This is a genomic window from Porphyrobacter sp. AAP82 (assembly GCF_000331285.1).
GTDB lineage: Bacteria > Pseudomonadota > Alphaproteobacteria > Sphingomonadales > Sphingomonadaceae > Erythrobacter.
The window spans coordinates 150,937-169,008 of the sequence record NZ_ANFX01000032.1 but is presented as its reverse complement, the minus strand read 5'-3'; the positions used below and the strand labels follow the sequence as shown (position 1 = coordinate 169,008).

Annotated in this window: 15 protein-coding genes; 10 read left to right on the top strand and 5 right to left on the bottom strand. The window is 66.2% G+C overall.

The features are described from left to right. Positions 1–159: 159 nt before the first annotated feature. The gene (gene uvrB, locus D620_RS0110750) at positions 160–2,382 is read right to left on the bottom strand and encodes an excinuclease ABC subunit UvrB (RefSeq protein ID WP_017665814.1); all 2,223 of its coding nucleotides are present in this window, start codon (positions 2,380–2,382) and stop codon (positions 160–162) included. Positions 2,383–2,492: 110 nt separating this feature from the next. Between uvrB and D620_RS15210 the strand changes: the two genes are divergently transcribed. The 7 genes from D620_RS15210 to D620_RS0110715 all read left to right on the top strand — a co-directional run bounded on the left by D620_RS15210 (position 2,493) and on the right by D620_RS0110715 (position 9,139). Beyond that, positions 2,493–3,053: a DUF3617 domain-containing protein gene (locus D620_RS15210; RefSeq protein WP_017665813.1), complete on the top strand. Its 561-nt coding sequence runs from the start codon at positions 2,493–2,495 to the stop codon at positions 3,051–3,053. A gap of 70 nt (positions 3,054–3,123) precedes the next feature. Beyond that, the gene (locus D620_RS0110740; protein ID WP_017665812.1) at positions 3,124–3,960 is read left to right on the top strand and encodes an esterase/lipase family protein; all 837 of its coding nucleotides are present in this window, start codon (positions 3,124–3,126) and stop codon (positions 3,958–3,960) included. A gap of 205 nt (positions 3,961–4,165) precedes the next feature. Further along, positions 4,166–5,596: a circularly permuted type 2 ATP-grasp protein gene (locus D620_RS0110735; protein ID WP_017665811.1), complete on the top strand. Its 1,431-nt coding sequence runs from the start codon at positions 4,166–4,168 to the stop codon at positions 5,594–5,596. Between the two features lie 127 nt (positions 5,597–5,723). Continuing rightward, positions 5,724–6,668, top strand: coding sequence for an alpha-E domain-containing protein (locus D620_RS0110730; RefSeq protein WP_026092139.1), 945 nt, complete (start codon positions 5,724–5,726; stop codon positions 6,666–6,668). 5 nt (positions 6,669–6,673) lie between these two features. After that, entirely contained in the window at positions 6,674–7,522 is an 849-nt protein-coding gene (locus D620_RS0110725) for a transglutaminase-like domain-containing protein (RefSeq protein ID WP_026092138.1), read from the top strand. A 107-nt stretch (positions 7,523–7,629) separates the two neighbouring features. Further along, a complete protein-coding gene (locus D620_RS0110720; protein WP_026092137.1) occupies positions 7,630–8,376 on the top strand; it encodes a proteasome-type protease in 747 nt (248 codons plus the stop codon). 142 nt (positions 8,377–8,518) lie between these two features. After that, positions 8,519–9,139, top strand: coding sequence for a response regulator transcription factor (locus tag D620_RS0110715; protein WP_017665807.1), 621 nt, complete (start codon positions 8,519–8,521; stop codon positions 9,137–9,139). Between the two features lie 241 nt (positions 9,140–9,380). On the opposite strand, the gene D620_RS0110710 is transcribed toward D620_RS0110715, so the two are convergent. The 3 genes from D620_RS0110710 to putP all read right to left on the bottom strand — a co-directional run bounded on the left by D620_RS0110710 (position 9,381) and on the right by putP (position 12,209). Continuing rightward, positions 9,381–10,100 carry an extensin family protein gene (locus D620_RS0110710; protein ID WP_017665806.1) on the bottom strand — a complete coding sequence of 240 codons (720 nt, stop codon included), beginning with the start codon at positions 10,098–10,100 and terminating at the stop codon, positions 9,381–9,383. A 107-nt stretch (positions 10,101–10,207) separates the two neighbouring features. After that, complete coding sequence (locus D620_RS0110705; protein WP_017665805.1) at positions 10,208–10,609, bottom strand: VOC family protein; 402 nt, start codon at positions 10,607–10,609, stop codon at positions 10,208–10,210. Positions 10,610–10,748: 139 nt separating this feature from the next. Then, complete coding sequence (gene putP / locus D620_RS0110700; protein WP_017665804.1) at positions 10,749–12,209, bottom strand: sodium/proline symporter PutP; 1,461 nt, start codon at positions 12,207–12,209, stop codon at positions 10,749–10,751. A 77-nt stretch (positions 12,210–12,286) separates the two neighbouring features. Here putP and D620_RS16425 point away from each other — a divergent pair, with 77 nt between their 5' ends. Further along, on the top strand, positions 12,287–12,688 hold the full coding sequence (locus D620_RS16425) for a hypothetical protein (RefSeq protein ID WP_155800109.1): 402 nt from the start codon (positions 12,287–12,289) through the stop codon (positions 12,686–12,688). Positions 12,689–12,691: 3 nt separating this feature from the next. Here the strand turns inward: D620_RS16425 and typA are convergent, their stop codons facing one another. Further along, on the bottom strand, positions 12,692–14,524 hold the full coding sequence (gene typA, locus D620_RS0110690) for a translational GTPase TypA (RefSeq protein ID WP_017665802.1): 1,833 nt from the start codon (positions 14,522–14,524) through the stop codon (positions 12,692–12,694). Between the two features lie 442 nt (positions 14,525–14,966). Here typA and D620_RS0110685 point away from each other — a divergent pair, with 442 nt between their 5' ends. Both D620_RS0110685 and D620_RS0110680 read left to right on the top strand, forming a co-directional pair. Then, a complete protein-coding gene (locus D620_RS0110685; RefSeq protein WP_017665801.1) occupies positions 14,967–17,543 on the top strand; it encodes a TonB-dependent receptor in 2,577 nt (858 codons plus the stop codon). 124 nt (positions 17,544–17,667) lie between these two features. Beyond that, entirely contained in the window at positions 17,668–18,063 is a 396-nt protein-coding gene (locus D620_RS0110680) for a DUF805 domain-containing protein (protein ID WP_017665800.1), read from the top strand. The last annotated feature ends 9 nt before the right edge of the window (positions 18,064–18,072 follow it).

The window sequence follows — 18,072 nt, the reverse complement described above, 5'->3', positions numbered from 1 at the left end:
GCAGCCCATTGCTTCAACCGCGCCGATGCGCAAAACAACCGCCAGACTCTAATCCAAGCTGGGGGACACGTCAGTCGATTTCGATTTGCATGACATAGATTCCTATCTGAGATAGTATCTATGATAGTTTGGCTCTCTTTGCAAGCGATTTGAGGGGTCTCAAGGCTTCCCCCCCATCCGCTTATACCGCGTCTTTCCAAAGCGCGTCTTTCTCGTCCCCGGCTTACCCTCGTTCGAGCGCCCCACGATCGGTGCGCGTCTTTGTTGGCCTACCGCTGCGCTGCTTGAGGCCGCGTCCGGGAGCCCAAGCTCGTCCGCTTCCAGCCGCCGGATTTCGTCGCGAAGCCTGCCGGCCTCTTCGAACTCGAGGTTCGCGGCGGCATCGCGCATGCGTTTTTCGAGGTCCTCGATGTAGCTTCTGAGATTGTGCCCGACGAGGTTGTTGCGCTCGTCATCGCCCGTGTCGACCAGCACGCTATCCTGCGCCGCGGTGTGCGCGACGATATCGTGGATGTTGCGCTTGATGGTCTGCGGCGTGATCCCGTGTTCCTCGTTATAGGCCTGCTGCTTGGCGCGCCTGCGGTCGGTTTCGGCGAGCGCGCGTTCCATCGAGCCGGTGATGCGGTCGGCATAGAGGATCACCCGCCCATCGACATTGCGCGCGGCGCGGCCGATGGTCTGGATCAGCGAAGTCTCGGAGCGCAGGAAGCCCTCCTTGTCGGCGTCCAGGATGCACACCAGCCCGCATTCGGGAATGTCGAGGCCTTCGCGCAGCAGGTTGATGCCGACCAGCACGTCATAGACCCCGAGCCTCAAGTCCCGGATCAGCTCGATGCGCTCCAGCGTCTCGACGTCGGAGTGCATGTAGCGCACGCGCACGCCCGCCTCGTGCATGAATTCGGTGAGGTCTTCGGCCATCCGCTTGGTGAGCGTCGTCACCAGCGTGCGGTAGCCCAATGCGGCGACCTGCTTGCACTCGGCGATGCAGTCCTGGACCTGGTCCTCGACCGGGCGGATGGTGACGGGCGGGTCGATGAGGCCGGTGGGGCGGATCACCTGTTCGGCAAAGACGCCGCCGGTCTGGTCCATTTCCCAGCCGCCCGGCGTGGCCGAGACGGCAAAGGTCTGCGGGCGCATCGCGTCCCATTCGTTGAACCGCAAGGGACGGTTGTCGATACAGGAGGGCAGGCGGAAGCCGTATTCGGCGAGCGTCAGCTTGCGCCGGTGGTCCCCGCGCGCCATCGCGCCGATCTGCGGCACGGTCTGGTGGCTTTCATCGACGAACAGGAGCGCGTTTTCGGGGAGGTATTCGAACAGCGTCGGCGGCGGCTCGCCCGGCAGGCGGCCGGTGAGGAAGCGGCTGTAGTTCTCGATCCCCGCGCAGGAGCCGGTGGCGGCGATCATTTCAAGGTCGAAATTGGTGCGCTGTTCGAGGCGCTGGCGTTCGAGCAGCTTGCCTTCGGCCTCCAGCTCCTTGAGGCGTTCTTCCAGCTCGAACTTGATCGCCGCCGCCGCCTGCTTCATCGTCGGCCCCGGCGTCACATAGTGCGAATTGGCGTAGACGCGGACCTTCTCCAGCGCGGCCCCCTTGGTGCCGGTCAGCGGGTCGAATTCGCTGATCGCCTCGATCTCGTCGCCGAAAAAGCTCACCCGCCAGGCCATGTCCTCATAGTGCGAGGGGAAGATTTCGAGGCTGTCCCCGCGCACGCGAAAACACCCGCGGGTGAAGGCGGCGTCGTTTCTCTTGTATTGAAGGGCGACGAGCTTGCGGATCAATTCGCGCTGGTCGACCACTTCGCCCACTTTGATGTCGAAGATCATCGCCGAATAGGTCTCGACCGACCCGATCCCGTAGAGGCACGAGACCGAGGCGACGATGATCACGTCGTCGCGCTCCAGCAGCGCGCGGGTGGCCGAGTGGCGCATCCGGTCGATCGCCTCGTTCACGCTCGACTCTTTCTCGATATAGGTGTCCGAGCGCGGCACATAGGCTTCGGGCTGGTAGTAGTCGTAATAGGAGACGAAGTACTCGACCGCGTTTTCGGGGAAGAAGCTCTTGAACTCGCCGTATAATTGCGCGGCGAGGATCTTGTTGGGGGCAAGGATCAGGGCGGGGCGCTGCAGGGTCTCGATCACCTTGGCCATGGTGAAGGTCTTGCCGCTCCCGGTGACGCCCAGCAGCACCTGCGTCTGCTCTCCGGCCAGCGCGGCCTCGGTCAGCTCGCGGATCGCGGTCGGCTGGTCGCCCGCGGGCGCGTAGTCCGAGACCAGCGTGAAGGGGATGCCGCCCATCGACTTGTCGGGGCGGGCGGGGCGGTGGGGGACGAAATCGGCGCCCGTTTCGGGCTCGTCCAGTCCGCGGCGGATCACGAGTTCGGCCATGGGCCCTGTATGGGGAACAAAGCGGGGACGCGCAAGGCGCGGCGCGGATTTGCGGGCACGCTTCGGCGCGAAAGCTGTTATGCATGAGGCAAGCATCAGGAGAGCGCCCCATGACCCGCACCACCATCCTCGCCGCCGCCGCCGCCGCTGTCACCGCGCTGCTGGCGGGCTGTTCGGGCGGAGGCACCGCCGAGAGCGGCAAGAACGGCACGGCCGGCGGCACAGAGGCGGCCGAACAGGCGCAAGCCCAGATTCCCCGCCCCCGGCCCGGGCTCTACAAGACCACCGTCACCATGACCAATATCGCGATCCCCGGCGTTCCCGACGGGCACGGCGCGGGCCAGATCGTCACCACCGAGGACTGTCTCACCAAGGCCGATGTCGACAAGGGCTTCGAGGAGATGGTCCGCCAGGGCCAGGATGGCGAGTGCACCTATGAACGCTTCGCCATGGCGGACGGCAAGCTCGATGCGGTGATGGTCTGCGCCGCAAAGGGGCGCACCTCGCGGATCGCCATGCAGGGGACGATCACCCCCACGGGCAGCGATCTTGAAGCCGCGACCGATCTCGAATTCGAAGGGATGGGCAAGGGCCGCATGACCTTCACCGTGAAGCATGAACGCCTCGGCGAATGTCCCGCAGCGCAAGCCTCTGAAAAACCTGCCGGATAAAATGTGTCGGAATTGTTACGCATGTTACAATTAATTGAACGATCAGAGGGAATCTGGTTGGGTCGTGTCAATGGCCCAGCAGCGTTTCCTCCCCGAATTGCCCCGCTTGCCCGCCCCGCTGATGGCGGCGGCGAGCGCTGCGGGTGCGCAGGCGCAGCAGGCCTATAGCGCGAGCCTCTTCGCCCGCCGCGTCGCCCTGGCGCGCGAGGCCTGTCCGGAAGAACACGAACTCGGCAAGCCGCGCCTGATGCGCCTGCTGGGCGAGGCCGGGGTGCTGGCCGAACCGATCCGCCGCCCGCGCCGCAAGCTCGCGATTGCGCCCACCAGCAATCCGCAGGTGGCGATGATCCTCCCCGGCTTTGCCACCCACCCGATGCGCATGCGCTACCTCGCGCGCGCGCTCGAGGCCGCCGGGCACACCACCAAGCGCTGGGGGCTGGGCCGCAACTGGGGCCCCGATCCCGAACGCTTCGACGCGATCGAGGAGCGCCTGCTCCAGCTCCACGCGCGCCACGGCCGCAAGGTCGTGCTGATCGGCTGGAGCCTCGGCGGGCTCTATGCGCGCGAGATCGCCAAGCGCCAGCCGGGCAGCGTCGCCAAGGTGATCTCGATGGGCTCGCCCTTTTCGGGAAGCCCCCGCGCCAACAACGTGTGGCGCGCCTACCAGTTCATCACCGGCCATTCGGTCGACGCGCCCCCGATCGCCGCCGAGCTCGCCGTCAAGCCCCCGGTCGAGACGGTCGCGCTGTGGAGCGCCAATGACGGCGTCATCGGCCCGCGCTGCGCCGCCGGCCGCCCGGGCGAGCGCGACCGCGCGGTGGCCGTGCGCTGCACCCACATGGGCTTCACCTACGACCCGCAGGTGATCGCGACGCTGCTGGCGGAGCTGGAGAGCGTGCGGGGGTAAGGTTGCTGCGGTTCGTCACCCCAGCGAAAGCTGGCGCCCAGGGCTCCACAATCTATTGCTTGCGGCTCTAGGTGCCAGCTTTCGCTGGGGTGACGGACCAAGCTTGAGGTTTGTGTCCACCCCCATCTACGTCAAATGCCCCATCCGCTTTCCTTTTGCGAAAGCGGGGTTAGAGTGGCCGGACTAAGTCATTCAGCGGGGGTCGATGCAGGCGCGGGGCGGGAATTTCGACGAGATGTTCGACGAGGCAGGCAATACCCGCCCGGCCTATGCCGAATATTGCCGCTGGTATCACGAACAGCCGCCAGAATTCCTGCGCCGCAAGAACCGCGAGGCGGATGACACTTTCCGCCGCACCGGCATCACCTTCAACGTCTATGGCGAGAACGAGGCCGAGGAGCGGCTGATCCCCTTCGACATGGTGCCGCGCATCATCACCGCGGCCGAATGGCGCAAGCTGTCGAAGGGCATCGAACAACGGGTCCGCGCGCTCAACTCGTTCCTCTATGACCTCTATCACCGGCAGGAAATCGTGCGCGCGGGCCGCCTGCCCGAACGCCTTCTGCGCAGAAACGACGCGTGGCTTGCCAACATGGTCGGCTTCACCCCGCCGGGCGGCATCTACACCCACATCGTCGGCATCGATCTGGTGCGCACCGGGCCGGACGAATTCTTCGTGCTCGAGGATAATGCCCGCACCCCCTCGGGGGTCTCCTACATGCTCGAAAACCGCGAGACGATGATGGGGATGTTCCCCGATCTGTTCAGCCGGATCGGGGTGGAGAGCGTCTCGAACTACCCGCGCCGCTTGGCCCGCAGCCTTGCCGCCTGCGTCCCGCCGGCGTTCGGCGGGGGCAAGCCGACCGTCGCGGTGCTGACGCCGGGCATCTTCAACTCGGCCTATTTCGAACACGCCTTCCTTGCCGACCAGATGGGCGCCGAACTGGTCGAGGGCAGCGACCTGCGCGTCACCGGCGGGCGCGTACAGATGCGCACCACGCGCGGCTACAAGCCGATCGACGTGCTCTATCGCCGGGTCGATGACGAATTCCTCGATCCGCTGACGTTCAATCCCGATAGCGTGCTGGGCGTGCCGGGGATCATGGACGTCTACCGATCGGGCGGGATCACCATCGCCAATGCGCCGGGCACAGGCGTTGCCGACGACAAGGCGATCTACTCCTTCATGCCCGAGATCGTCGAATTCTACACCGGCGAGCGGCCCTTGCTGCCCAACGTCCAGACCTGGCGCTGCGCGGACAAGGACTCGCTGGCTTACGTGCTCGACAATCTCGCCGAGCTGGTGGTCAAGGAAGTCCACGGCTCGGGCGGCTACGGGATGCTGATCGGGCCAACCTCGTCGAAGCGCGAGATCGCGCTTTTCCGCGAAAAGCTCGTCGCCAAGCCCGACAATTACATCGCCCAGCCCACGCTCGCGCTGTCGACCTGCCCGATCTACACCGCCAAGGGCCTCGCGCCCCGGCACCTCGACCTGCGGCCCTTCGTGCTGGTCTCGCCCGAGGGGATCGACATCACGCCCGGAGGGCTCACGCGGGTGGCGCTCAAGAGGGGCTCGCTGGTGGTCAATTCCAGTCAGGGAGGCGGCACCAAGGACACCTGGGTGCTGAAGGACTGATGGTGCGGACCGATCGCCTTGCCAAAGTCCCCCTCCCGCCTGCGGGAGGGGTTACGGGTGGGCCCGTCAAGGGGCGGTGTGCGGCTTCGTGCCCACCCCCGGCCCCTCCCGCAAGCGGGAGGGGAGTATGCTAGGCAGAACCGCCAACGGCCTGTTCTGGATGTTCCGCTATCTCGAGCGGGCCGAGAACACCGCGCGCCTGCTCGAGGCGGCGCTGCGCATGGCGCTGACCCGCGATGTGGTGACGGCCGAGGCGGAATGGCGCTCGGTGATCGCGACGCTCGGCTTGCAGAAGCCCTACGAGGCCGCGCACGAGGCCTATGACGGCATCTCGGTCTGGAACTTCGTGCTGCGCGGGCCTTCCAACCCCGGCAATGTCCGCAACATGTTTGCAACCGTCCGCTCCAACGCCCGCGAGAGCCGCATCAACATCTCCTCGGACCTGTGGGAAGCGGTCAACGAGAACTGGATGCGCATCGACCGCCTGCTGGCGCGGCCCGTCGGCCAGAGCGCGGTCGGCGAGGTGCTGGCGGCGATCCGGCGCGCGGGCACGCAGGTCCACGGCGCCTTCGACGGGTCGATCCTGCGCGACGAGGGCTACCACTTCGCCCGCGCCGGCACCTTCATCGAACGCGCCGACAGCACTGCGCGCATTCTCGACATGAAATATTTCCTGCTGCTGCCCTCGCTTTCCTATGTCGGATCGAGCCTCGATACCGGGCAGTGGGAACAGGTGCTGCGCTCGGTCGCGGGGGCGCGGGTCTATAGCTGGCTCAATGCCGGGCAGATCGAGGCGCGGGGGATCGTCGAATTCGTGGTGCTCGACTACCGCTTCCCGCGCAGTCTCGCCTTCTGCCGCAATGCCCTGCGCGATTGCCTCGGCGCGCTCGCCCGCACCCACGGCACCGAAGGCAGCGCGGTGACCCTGATGCGCGAGGCGGACACCAAGATCAGCCACCTCACCGTCGACCAGATCTTCGAGCAGGGCCTGCACGAATTCCTCGTCGATTTCCTCGCCCGCAACAACGCCATCGCCCGCGCGATCGCCGAGGATTACCGGTTCCACGCATGAGCAAGCTGAAACTCCAGGTCCGCCACACCACGCATTACGCCTTCGCAACGCCGGTGGTCCACGCGCTCCAGCGGCTGCGGCTGACCCCCAAGGAGACGCAGGGCCAGCGCATCCTCGACTGGCGGATGAGCTTCGAGAATGCCCATGCCGAACTCCACTATGACGACCAGCATTTCAACCATGTCACGCTGATCGGCCTGACGCCGGGCGCGCAGGAGGTGACGGTGACCTGCGAGGGGGTGGTCGAGACCGAGGACAATGCCGGGGTGATCGGCCGCCATTCGGGCCACCTGCCCTTGTGGAGCTTCCTGCGCCAGACCCCGCTGACCCGCCCCGGTGCGCGCCTGCGCGGTCTGCTGCGCGATGTGCCGGCGAGCGACACCAGAAAGCCGCTCGACTTCCTCCACGCGCTGTCTGCGCTGATCCGCGAGCGGATCGTCTACGAGACCGGCCGCACCCATTCGGCCACCACCGCCGAGGAAGCTGTCGGGCACGGGGCGGGGGTGTGCCAGGATCACGCCCACATCTTCATCGGCGCCGCGCGGGCGAGCGGGGTCGCGGCGCGCTATGTCTCGGGCTACCTCTTGATGGACGACCGGATCGAGCAGGAAGCAACCCACGCCTGGGCCGAGGCCCATGTCGAGGGGCTGGGCTGGGTGGGCTTCGATGTCTCGAACGGCATCTCGCCCGATCCGCGCTATGTGCGCGTCGCCACCGGCAGCGACTACCGCGATGCCGCGCCCATCACCGGCATCAGCATCGGCGCTTCCGAGCAGGTGCTGACCGTGGGCGTGGCGGTGGAAGCCCAGCCGGTCGCCGCCCAGAGCCAGAGCCAGAGCCAGTCCAACCAGTAATCCGCCGGACACATCTCCCCGCCCCCTCTTGCGCCCGGCCCCGCCTTTGCGCTTGGCCGCGCATCGCGCTAGGGCAGGTCAGGGAGCGGCAGGGAGAGAATGCTTTCATGACCTATTGCGTTGGCATGGTGCTCGACAAGGGGCTCGTCCTGATGAGCGACACGCGCACCAATTCGGGCGTCGACAACATCTCGACCTTCCGCAAGCTGTTCCACTGGAGCGTGCCGGGCGAACGCATCATCGCGGTGATGACCGCAGGCAACCTTGCCACCACGCAGGCGGTGATCAGCCAGCTGGAGGAACGCACCAAGGCGCCCTCGGAGCGCGAGAACTGCCTCATCAAGGGGCCGACGATGTTCCAGGTCGCCACCGAGATCGGGCGGCTGCTGCGCACCACCATCGAACAGGCCCAGCGCGACAACGGGCCGGACGGCAAGGGGCGCTTCACCGCAACGATGATCGTCGCCGGGCAGATCGCCGGGATGCAGCCGCGCCTGTTCATGATCTACCCCGAAGGCAATTTCATCGAGGCGAGCTGGGACACGCCGTTCTTCCAGATCGGCGAGACCAAATACGGCCGCCCGATCCTGATCCGCGGCTACGAGAAGGACATGAGCTTCGAGGACGCGGTCAAGCTGATGATGGTTAGCTTCGATTCGACTCTCAAGGCTAACCTGTCGGTGGGTTTGCCGCTGGATCTGCTGGTCATATCGAAAGACAATTTCAAACCTTTGCATGAACATCGCGTCACCGCCGAGGATGAATATTATGATGCCATTTCATCGGGTTGGGGGAACGCGCTGCGGTCGGCATTCCATTCGCTGCCGCCCTACAGCTTCAGCGATGACACCTAAGGGGCAGGCCTGATCTGGCTCCGTTCCGGAGGTAAAATACTTTTAAAATAGAGATACTTGACCTTTCGGGGAGACGGTAAATCCTCCGGATCGGGGGCGCTCCTGCGTGAAACCCATAATCGGTTAGCGCAGACAGGCTCACATGACACGCAAAGCCTCCCTCCACTTCATCGACTCGTGCAGCCGCCAACGCGCCGAACTGGCTCGTGTAGGCTTCGCGCTTGGCCACCACTGCGAGGTCTATGGTGACCTCTCCGAACTCGCGGTCCACCCGCCGAGGGAGGGGATCATCATCGCCCGCGACACGCCCGAGGAAGGCGGGGTGGGGATGATCCTCGACCGCCTCGGCAGGCTCGGGATCTGGCTCCCGATGATCGCGGTCGAAGTGCAGCCCCGCCCGGGCCGCATCGTCGAGGCGATCAAGGCCGGCTCGCTCGATTATCTCGCTCTCCCGCTTGACCCTGAACGTTTCACCCGCTGCCTGCTCCGCATCGAAAAGGAAGCCGAACAGTTCGGCGCCGCCCGCCGCCGCATGATCGAGGCGCGCGATCGCATCTCCACCCTCTCGGCGCGCGAGCGCGAAGTTCTGGACTGGCTGGCCGAGGGCAGCAGCAACAAGGCCATCGCGCGCGAGCTTGATATCAGCCCGCGCACCGTCGAAATCCACCGCGCCAACATGATGACCAAGCTCGGTGCGCGCCACGCGGCTGAAGCGGTGCGGCTCAAACTGGAGGCGAAACTCGAACCCAAGCTGCGCGCCTGATACCACGCGCCCGCGACTGTCCCGGCCCTTTCCCCCCCCTTGAGGGCACCAGCCGCCAGCAGCCTTGGATTGAGAGTTTTCGTCTTCTCGGCGGCCCCCTTGCCGGTGATCCGGTGAGCGGGGCCGCCAACTTGTCCCGGCGGGACCGGGCGTGCATCGCGCTTGCGCGGGTCGCCGCCAGAGGTGGGGGCAGGGGGTGGAGGCGGCGTGCCGGCTCACCCGCCGCCACGCGGCCGGCGGCTCAGCGGCAGAACTTCGCGCCGGTGCCCTCGAGGTGGAAGTGATCCTCGTGCGCCGCATTGTATGCGGGGCCGAGCACCGTGCCGAAGCGCTTGCAGGCGCTCTTGTGCACCACCCGCAGGAACTCGCGCGTCGCCGCATCGCCGCCCTGCCAGTCGCGTTCAAGGACAATGCGCCGCCCGTCGGCCAGCACGAAGGCCGACACGTCGATCGCCTCGGCGCGGGCATGGGCCGAACGCACCCCGGTCCCGGCGACGTTGCGGCAATTGTAGGAACCCATCGTCTCGATCCGCGCGAGCCGGCTGCCGAGCAGCTGGCGCGCGGCGCGGTCGACGCCGAAGCGCGCCCAGTCGCCGAACGCCTTGGCGACCTGGCACTGGACCGGGCCGAGGTTGGCGATGGAGAGCGGCGCGCGGTCGCCCGCCAGCGCCATCAGCTGCACCGTGCCGAGCTGGTTGCAGCCCGGGGCGGCATAGGTGTCGGGCACGGGATCGAAGCGTGCTCCGCTGGCGCCGAGATCGGCAAGGCAGTTCGCCTCGCCCGGCCGCGGCGCAAAGGAGCGCGGCGCCGAGGCGACCGCCACGGCCGGACGCGCCGGAGCGCTCGCGGTGCTGCGCGCCGCGCGCTGCGCCCCGCCGCTCACGCCCGGAACCACCGAGCCGCAGCCCGCCAGCAGCGCCGCCGCGCCTGCCAGCCAAGCCGTTCTGGAAAGAAGTGTCATATGCCGCATTGCTAGGCATTATTGCGCAGGCATAATTAAGACCCGCGCAAGAAACTCGGTTAAGAAAAGCTTGCGTGGTTACCGGGTATCCCTAACGGGGTGCTGCGTTATGGCAGACGGTCCTCGACCTGCTCCCACAGCTCGATCTTCACCCCGTCAGGGTCGAGCAGCCAGGCGAACCTGCCATAGCCTTCGTCCGCCTCGCCGAGGATATCGACGCCTTTGGCGCGCAGGTCCGCCACGAAACCGGCGAGGTCATCGACCCTGAGGTTGATCATGAAGCCGCCCGTGCCGGGCTGGATGTAGCTGTCATCGCCGAAATGGCTGATCAGCGAATAGGGGTGCGCGCGCGGCTCGTCCGCCCAGGCCAGCTGCGGGCCATATTCGCCATCCAGCCCCAGCACCTCGCGATACCACGCGCGGCTCGCGGCCGGATCCTTCACCCTGTAGAAAATGCCGCCGAGCCCGGTGATCCGCCCGCCGCTGCCGCCTGCCGAATGTCCCGCCATGCCGCGTCCTCCCCGGGCCGGGAGTATGCCGGAAGCGGGGCCCGGTGAAAAGGGCGCGAGGCCCGCATCGGCGCGTCGCTGGAGGGGGGACGGCCGAGCGGGCCTCGCTCCCCCCGTTTCGCGCCGCCGGCGTCTGCGGTTATACCTGCGCCTTGCGCGGCGCGGTGAGGCGGCTGACCACCAGGATCGCCAGCAGCGAGGCGGCAAAGCCCGGCACGATCTCGTAGAGCCCCGGGCCGCCCAGCAAGGCCTTGTTCCAGCCGAGCGCGATCCACCCCGCGACCACCGCCGCCCCCGTCACCAGCCCGGCCACCGCGCCCGCGCCGGTCATCCGTTCCCAGGTCAGCGCGAGCAGGATCAGCGGGCCGAATGCCGCGCCGAAGCCCGCCCAGGCGTTGGACACGAGGCCCAGCACCTCGCTGTCGGGATCGGCCGCGATCACCAGCGCCGCGCCTGCGACCAGCGCCACGCACAGCCGCCCGATATTGACCGCCTCCGCCTCGGTCGCGTTGCGGCGCAGGAACAGGCGGTAGAAATCCTCGGTGAGCGAGCTCGACGAGACCAGCAGCTGCGAGGAGATCGTGCTCATGATCGCGGCGAGCAGCGCGGCGTAGAGGAAGCCCGTCACCGCCGGGTGGAACAGGATCTGTGCAAGCAGGATGAAGATCGTCTCGGGGTCCTCGACCACGGGGCCATGGGTGTCGGCATAGACGCGCCCCGACAGCCCCACCGCCACCGCGCCGACCAGCGAGATCACCATCCAGATCATGCAGATCCATCCGGCAAGCGGGACGTTCTCGACCTTGTCGATCGCCATGAAGCGCACGATGATATGCGGCTGGCCGAAATAGCCCAGACCCCAGGTCACCGCGCTGATGATGCCGATCAGGCTCGCCCCGTGGGTGAGGCTGAGGAAACCCTCGGGCGGCCGGGCGGCGAGCGTGCCGGGTTCGGTGCCCGTCAGGATCACCAGCGGCATGATCACCAGCGCGGACATCATGATCACCCCTTGCACGAAGTCGGTGAGGCTGACGGCCAGAAACCCGCCGATCATGGTGTAGACCAGCACGATCCCCGCGGTCAGCAGGATGCCGACCATGTAATCGCTCATCCCCGCGACCGGCAGCGCGCCCGCGAACGCCGTCTCGAACAGCTTGCCCCCGCCGACCATGCCCGACGCGGTGTAGACGGTGAAGAAGCCGACGATGATGACCGCCGAGGTGACGCGCAGCAGCGTGCCGGCTTCGGGAAAGCGGTTGGCGAGGAACTGCGGGATGGTGAGCGCATCGCCCAGCCGCTCGGTCTGCTCGCGCAGGCGCGGGGCAACGATGATCCAGTTCAATGCCGCGCCCGCCGTAAGCCCGATGGCGATCCACGCCTCGACCAGGCCGGAGGCAAACAGTGCCCCCGGCAGCCCCAGCAACAGCCACCCCGACATGTCGGAGGCCCCTGCCGAGAGCGCCGTCACCGCCGGCCCGAGATTGCGCCCGGCAAGCAGATACCCCGAAGAATCCGCCCGGGTCTTGGCCCAGGCATAGATGCCGATGGCGACCATCAGCAGGAAATAGGCGGCAAGACTGGCGAGGGTGTAGGTGTTCATGGAAGCGAGGCGTAACGGGTGCGGGCGGGGTTGGCCACATTTCACCCGACTTTATCCAGCAGCATTGTCGTGGCATATTGGATCACATGCCGCGAACGACGACCCTAACCGAAGCCTTCGCTCATTTTGGAGCTTCGTCTCACAACATTCGCCAGGCGTGGTCCGCCGCAAGTGAGGATGGCAGAACGGTCGTTCTCACGATCTGGAGGCACAAAGCCGCGGCTGATCGCTCCGTCGATTATTTCGACCCTTCCGGCGCTGCCCGATGGCAGCATCTCTGGGGAAACAAGGAGCGCAAGCGCCATATCCGTCATGCCCTCGATCACTGCGCAGGCCAGATTCGAGTGGTCTGGGTCATCGCTCAGGACGAAAAAGCACATCCCAAGACGATCAAGGACAGAGTCGCCGACCTTGATACGGTCATGCAGATCACGGCCTTCGATGAGGTCACGGGCGAGTTTGCTGCCCGCCCGATCTGACCATCAATCCTCCTTCTTGCGCCGCGCCTTCTTGCGTTCGTGCGGGCACAGGATCGCCTTCCTGAGGCGGATCGACTGGGGGGTGACTTCGACCATTTCATCATCGTCGATATAGGCGATCGCCTGCTCGAGGCTCATGCGGCGCGGGGGGGTGAGGCGGATCGCGTCGTCCTTGCCGCTCGAGCGGATGTTGGTGAGCTGCTTGGCCTTCAAGGGGTTGACCTCGAGGTCATCGGGCTTGGCGTTCTCGCCGATCACCATGCCTTCGTAGACCTTCATCTGCGGGCTGATGAACAAGGTGCCGCGCTCTTCCAGCGAATTCAAGGCATAGGCCACCGCCTCGCCATCGCCGTTGGAGATGAGGACGCCGTTGATGCGGCCTTCGATGGGGCCCTTGTAGGGGCCGTATTTTTCGAAAAGGCGGTTCATGATCCCCGTCCCGCGCGTGTCGGAGAGGAATTCGCCGTGATAGCCGATCAGCCCGCGCGAGGGGGCGCTGAAGGTGATGCGGGTCTTGCCTTGCCCTGAGGGGCGCATTTCGGACAAGTCGGCCTTGCGGCGCTGCATCTTCTCGACGACCGTGCCCGAGTGTTCGTCATCGACGTCGATCACGACGGTCTCGTAAGGCTCCATGCGCTTGCCGCCTTCCTCGCGGAACAGCACGCGCGGGCGGCTGATGCCGAGCTCGAAGCCTTCGCGGCGCATGGTCTCGATGAGCACGCCCAGCTGGAGTTCGCCGCGCCCGGCGACCTCGAAGCTGTCCTTGTCCTCGGATTCGGTGACGCGGATCGCGACGTTGGTTTCGGCCTCGCGCAGCAGGCGGTCGCGGATCATGCGGCTGGTGACCTTGCTGCCCTCGCGGCCCGCAAGCGGGCTGTCGTTGACCGAGAAGCGCATCGCCAGCGTCGGCGGGTCGATCGGCTGGGCGGCGATGGGGTCGGTCACCGAGGGATCGCACACGGTGTTGGCGACGGTCGCCTTCTCGAGCCCGGCGAGCGCGATGATGTCGCCCGCCCGCGCGACCTCGACCGGCACGCGTTCGAGCCCGTCGAAGCTCATCAGCTTGGTCGCGCGGCCGGTTTCGATCACCTTGCCGTCCATGTCGATCGCATGGATCGGATCATTGACGCGGATCGTGCCCGACTGGACGCGCCCCGTGAGCACGCGGCCCATGAAGTTGTCGCGATCAAGCAGGGTGGCGAGGAAGGCGAATTTGGCATCGGGGTCGAGGCCGGGGGCCGGGACGTGCTCGATCACCTTGTTGAACAGCGGGGCGAGCGTGCCCTCGCGCGCGTCGGCGCTCTCGCTGGCGTAGCCTTCGCGTCCGCTCGCGTAGAGCACCGGGAAATCGAGTTGCTCGTCATTGGCATCGAGGCTGACGAACAGATCGAACACCTCGTCGAGCACTTCCTGCGGGCGGCCGTCGGGGCGGTCGATCTTGTTGACGACGACGATCGGGCGAAGGCCCAGCGCGAGCGCCTTGCCGGTGACGAACTTGGTCTGCGGCATCGCCCCTTCGGCGCTGTCGACCAGCAGGATCACTCCGTCGACCATGCTGAGGATGCGCTCAACTTCCGCGCCGAAGTCGGCGTGGCCGGGGGTGTCGACGATGTTGATGCGGGTGGTATCACCGCCGGCTTCCCACTCGACACTGGTGCACTTGGCAAGAATGGTGATCCCGCGTTCCTTTTCGAGATCGCCCGAATCCATCGCGCGTTCCTCGACGCGCTGGTTGTCGCGGAAGGTGCCCGATTGACGGAACAGCTGGTCGACCAGCGTGGTCTTGCCGTGGTCGACGTGGGCGATGATCGCGATATTTCTGAGGGCGGACGACATTTTTGCGAAAACTTCCGGTGAAAAGCCGGCTGCGGGGCGCATCCGGGTTAGAAAAGACAGGTGGCGGGGCAGGAAACGGGGCGGGCGCGTAAAGGCAGCCCGGTTAGGCGGGGTTTGTGGCGGGTTGGCGACAGCGCCGGACGCTACGGCATGCGCCGAAGCTGCGATCTGGCGCTGCGATGCAACATTGTGCGCGCGCCTAGCAGGGGTCCGCCCGAGGGGCAAGCGCCGGGGCATTGCGGAGGATTGCAAGGGCGGGCGCGAGTGTGACTCTTGCGCAACATACACGTCACCTGCCCGTCAAAACCGCGAGGGTGCGACTTGTTACAATCGCAGGCCTCGCTTATGACCGCCGGCACACGATCTCGGGAGAGAGCGCACTGGGACGGTGCGTGCCCGCAACAGGGCGCCGGGGTCGCGGGATTTTTGGAGAGGAGCTTCCATGCGTTCGACCATCACCGGCGCTGCCGGCGCATATCGATTCACCCTGCTTGCGGGCGCTGCCTGCCTTGCCATGCCGGGCGTCGCCCTGGCGCAGGACGCCGAGCCCGAGGCCGGTGACCCCGAAGCCAGCAACGTCATCATCGTCACCGCGTCCAAGCGCGAGCAGACCCTGCAGGAAACCCCGATCTCGGTGTCGGTGACCAGCGGCGAAGTGCTCGAGCAGGCGCAGATCCGCGACGTGCTCGACCTGCAAACCGTGGTGCCCTCGCTGCGCGTCAGCCAGCTCCAGAGCGCTTCGGCGACCACCTTCATCATCCGCGGCTTCGGCAACGGCGACAACAATTTCGGGATCGAGCCCTCGGTCGGCGTGTTCATCGACGGCGTGTTCCGCTCGCGCTCGGCCGCGGCGCTGTCCGACCTCAACATGGTGAGCCGCATCGAAGTGCTGAACGGGCCGCAATCGACCCTGTTCGGCAAGAACGCGAGCGCCGGCGTGATCTCGGTCGTCACCAAGGAGCCACAATACGAATTCGGCGGCCTCGTCGAAGCGAGCTACGGCAACTACAACGCCGTGGTGCTCAAGGGCGAAGTGACCGGGCCGATCGCCGAGAACATCGCCTTCTCGATCGACGGCAGCTACAACCGCCGCGACGGTTATGCCCGCATCACCAACCTCAACACCGATACCTCGGACCGCAACCGCTGGGCGGCGCGCGGCCAGCTGCTGATCGAGCCGACCCCCGACTTCAAGGTCCGCATCATCGGCGACTACGCCAAGATCGACGAAAGCTGCTGCCTCGTCTCGACCCTCGTCGCCGGCCCGACCGCGCCCGCGATCTTCGCGGTGGGCGGTGCGCTCAGCACTGACTTCTTCAGCTACAACACCTTCCTCAGCCAGAAGCCGCTCAACACCGTCGACAACTACGGCGGCTCGATCCAGGCCGACTGGAGCACCGGTGCGCTGACCTTCACTTCGATCACCGCCTATCGCGAGCTGAAGAACTTCCTCGATCAGGACGTCGACTTCACCAGCGCCGACGTGGTGACCGAAACCCGCGACCAGCAGGTCAACACCTTCACCCAGGAACTGCGGCTGACCTCGGACTTCGATGGTCCGATCAACTTCCTTTTGGGCGGGTTCTACTTCGACGAATCGATCTCGCAGGACAGCCGGCTCACCACCGGTGCCGACACGCGCACCTTCTTCGCGCTGCTGACCGGCAACCCGGCGACCTTCAACGGCGTCGAAGCCGCGCTCGGCCTGCCGCAGGGCGCGATCTTCAGCCCCGGTCTGCTCACCGCCGAGCAATATTCGATGGACAACACCGCCTGGTCGGTGTTCGGCACCATCGACTTCGAGCCGATCGACGGCCTCGTCTTCACCGGCGGGTTCAACTACACCGATGACAAGAAGGACTTCGCGCTCGCGGGTCAGGCCTTCGACGAGCTGGCCAACATCAACCTCGTCGATGCCTTCATCACCGGTGCGACCGTGGCCAACCCGGCGCTGCCCGACGTGTTCACCCGCGCGCAGTTCCAGGCCCTGCCGGGTGCGGTGCAGCAGCAGCTGCTCGCCGCGGCGACCAACCCGGCGACCAACCCGCTGCTCGGCCTCTCGCCGTTCCAGTTCCAGCCGCCGTTCCTGAGCATTCCGAACGCGGTCGAACCCGGCCAGACCCGCGACGACAAGTTCACCTACCTGCTGCGTGCCGCCTATCAGGTCTCGAACGAGATCAACGTCTATGCGAGCTACGCGACCGGCTTCAAGGCGAGCTCGATCAACCTGTCGCGCGATAGCCGTCCGGCGTTCGGCGACTATATCCCGGGTCCGGGCCGCTCGCGCTTTGCGGCGCCTGCCTCGCCGATCACCAATGCCGGACTGGCGGTCGCCAACCTCGGCACGGGTTCGCGCTTTGCAGGTCCGGAAAATGCCGAGGTCTACGAACTGGGCGTGAAGGCGCAGTGGCAGGGCTTCGGCTTCAACCTTGCGCTGTTCGACCAGACCATCAAGGGCTTCCAGAGCTTCCTGTTCACCGGCACCGGCTTCCAGCTGAACAACGCCGGCCAGCAGTCGGTGAAGGGCTTCGAGTTCGACAGCAATGTTTCGCCGACCCCGGGCCTCGTGTTCAACTTCGCGGCGACCTACCTCGATCCGAAGTTCGACAGCTTCACCCAGAGCCCGGTGGGCAACCTGACCGGCGCGCGTCCGGGCGGGATCCCCGAGTGGAACCTGCGCGTGGCCGCGACCCACACCCACGAGTTCGGCTCGAGCGGCACCAAGCTGGTCAGCCGCCTCGATTACAGCCACGAAAGCAACGTCAACATCAACAACGGTCTGCCGACCTTCAACACCGCGCTCGGCAACACCCGCATCTTCGAGCGCGAGGTCAACCTCGTGAACGGCTCGATGACGCTCCAGCTCGAAAACGGGCTCGAGGTCGGCGTGTGGGCGCGCAACCTGCTGGAGGATCAGTACATCATCACGGTGTTCGACGGCGTCGCGCAGTCGGGCACGGTCTCGGGCTACCCGAGCCAGCCGCGCACCTATGGCGGCATCGTGCGCTTCAAGTTCTGATCGGCCTTTTTGACCGGGCAACAGGCAGGGGGCCCCGCACCAGATGGTGCGGGGCCCTTTGGCTGTGTGGAGCATGGTGTGCCGAGGGCTTGCGCGCGGGCGCGCGGCGGGAGATGAGGAACCCATGCTTACCAGCCTGATCCAGCCGATCCGCCGCAGCTTCGACCTTCGCGGGCGGGCCAGGCGCACCGAATACTGGGCCTTCATCCTGTGGCAGATCGGCTTTCTCGCAGCCGCGCTCAACCTTGCCTCGCTGCTGCCCGAGGGCAGCCTGCGCGAGAATATCGTGCTGGCGGTGTTCGGCCTCTATGTCCTCGCCTTCGCCGTGCCGACCCTCGCGCTACAGGTGCGCCGGGTCCACGATCACAACACCAGCGGGTGGATGCTGACCGTCATGTTCCTGCCCTATCTCGGGGTGGGCTGGATGCTGTGGCTGATGCTTGCGGCCGGAACCCCCGGGCCCAACCGCTACGGCAGCGATCCGCGCGCGATCGATTACGAGGCCGCGCTGTTCGATTAGGGCCGGGGC

Bases quoted from the DNA above. Each gene is read 5' to 3' on its own strand.
- uvrB (WP_017665814.1), bottom strand. From the start codon at position 2,382: ATGGCCGAACTCGTGATCCGCCGCGGACTGGACGAGCCCGAAACGGGC.
- D620_RS15210 (WP_017665813.1), top strand. From the start codon at position 2,493: ATGACCCGCACCACCATCCTCGCCGCCGCCGCCGCCGCTGTCACCGCG.
- D620_RS0110740 (WP_017665812.1), top strand. From the start codon at position 3,124: ATGGCCCAGCAGCGTTTCCTCCCCGAATTGCCCCGCTTGCCCGCCCCG.
- D620_RS0110735 (WP_017665811.1), top strand. From the start codon at position 4,166: ATGCAGGCGCGGGGCGGGAATTTCGACGAGATGTTCGACGAGGCAGGC.
- D620_RS0110730 (WP_026092139.1), top strand. From the start codon at position 5,724: ATGCTAGGCAGAACCGCCAACGGCCTGTTCTGGATGTTCCGCTATCTC.
- D620_RS0110720 (WP_026092137.1), top strand. From the start codon at position 7,630: ATGACCTATTGCGTTGGCATGGTGCTCGACAAGGGGCTCGTCCTGATG.
- D620_RS0110715 (WP_017665807.1), top strand. From the start codon at position 8,519: ATGACACGCAAAGCCTCCCTCCACTTCATCGACTCGTGCAGCCGCCAA.
- D620_RS0110710 (WP_017665806.1), bottom strand. From the start codon at position 10,100: ATGACACTTCTTTCCAGAACGGCTTGGCTGGCAGGCGCGGCGGCGCTG.
- D620_RS0110705 (WP_017665805.1), bottom strand. From the start codon at position 10,609: ATGGCGGGACATTCGGCAGGCGGCAGCGGCGGGCGGATCACCGGGCTC.
- putP (WP_017665804.1), bottom strand. From the start codon at position 12,209: ATGAACACCTACACCCTCGCCAGTCTTGCCGCCTATTTCCTGCTGATG.
- typA (WP_017665802.1), bottom strand. From the start codon at position 14,524: ATGTCGTCCGCCCTCAGAAATATCGCGATCATCGCCCACGTCGACCAC.
- D620_RS0110685 (WP_017665801.1), top strand. From the start codon at position 14,967: ATGCGTTCGACCATCACCGGCGCTGCCGGCGCATATCGATTCACCCTG.
- D620_RS0110680 (WP_017665800.1), top strand. From the start codon at position 17,668: ATGCTTACCAGCCTGATCCAGCCGATCCGCCGCAGCTTCGACCTTCGC.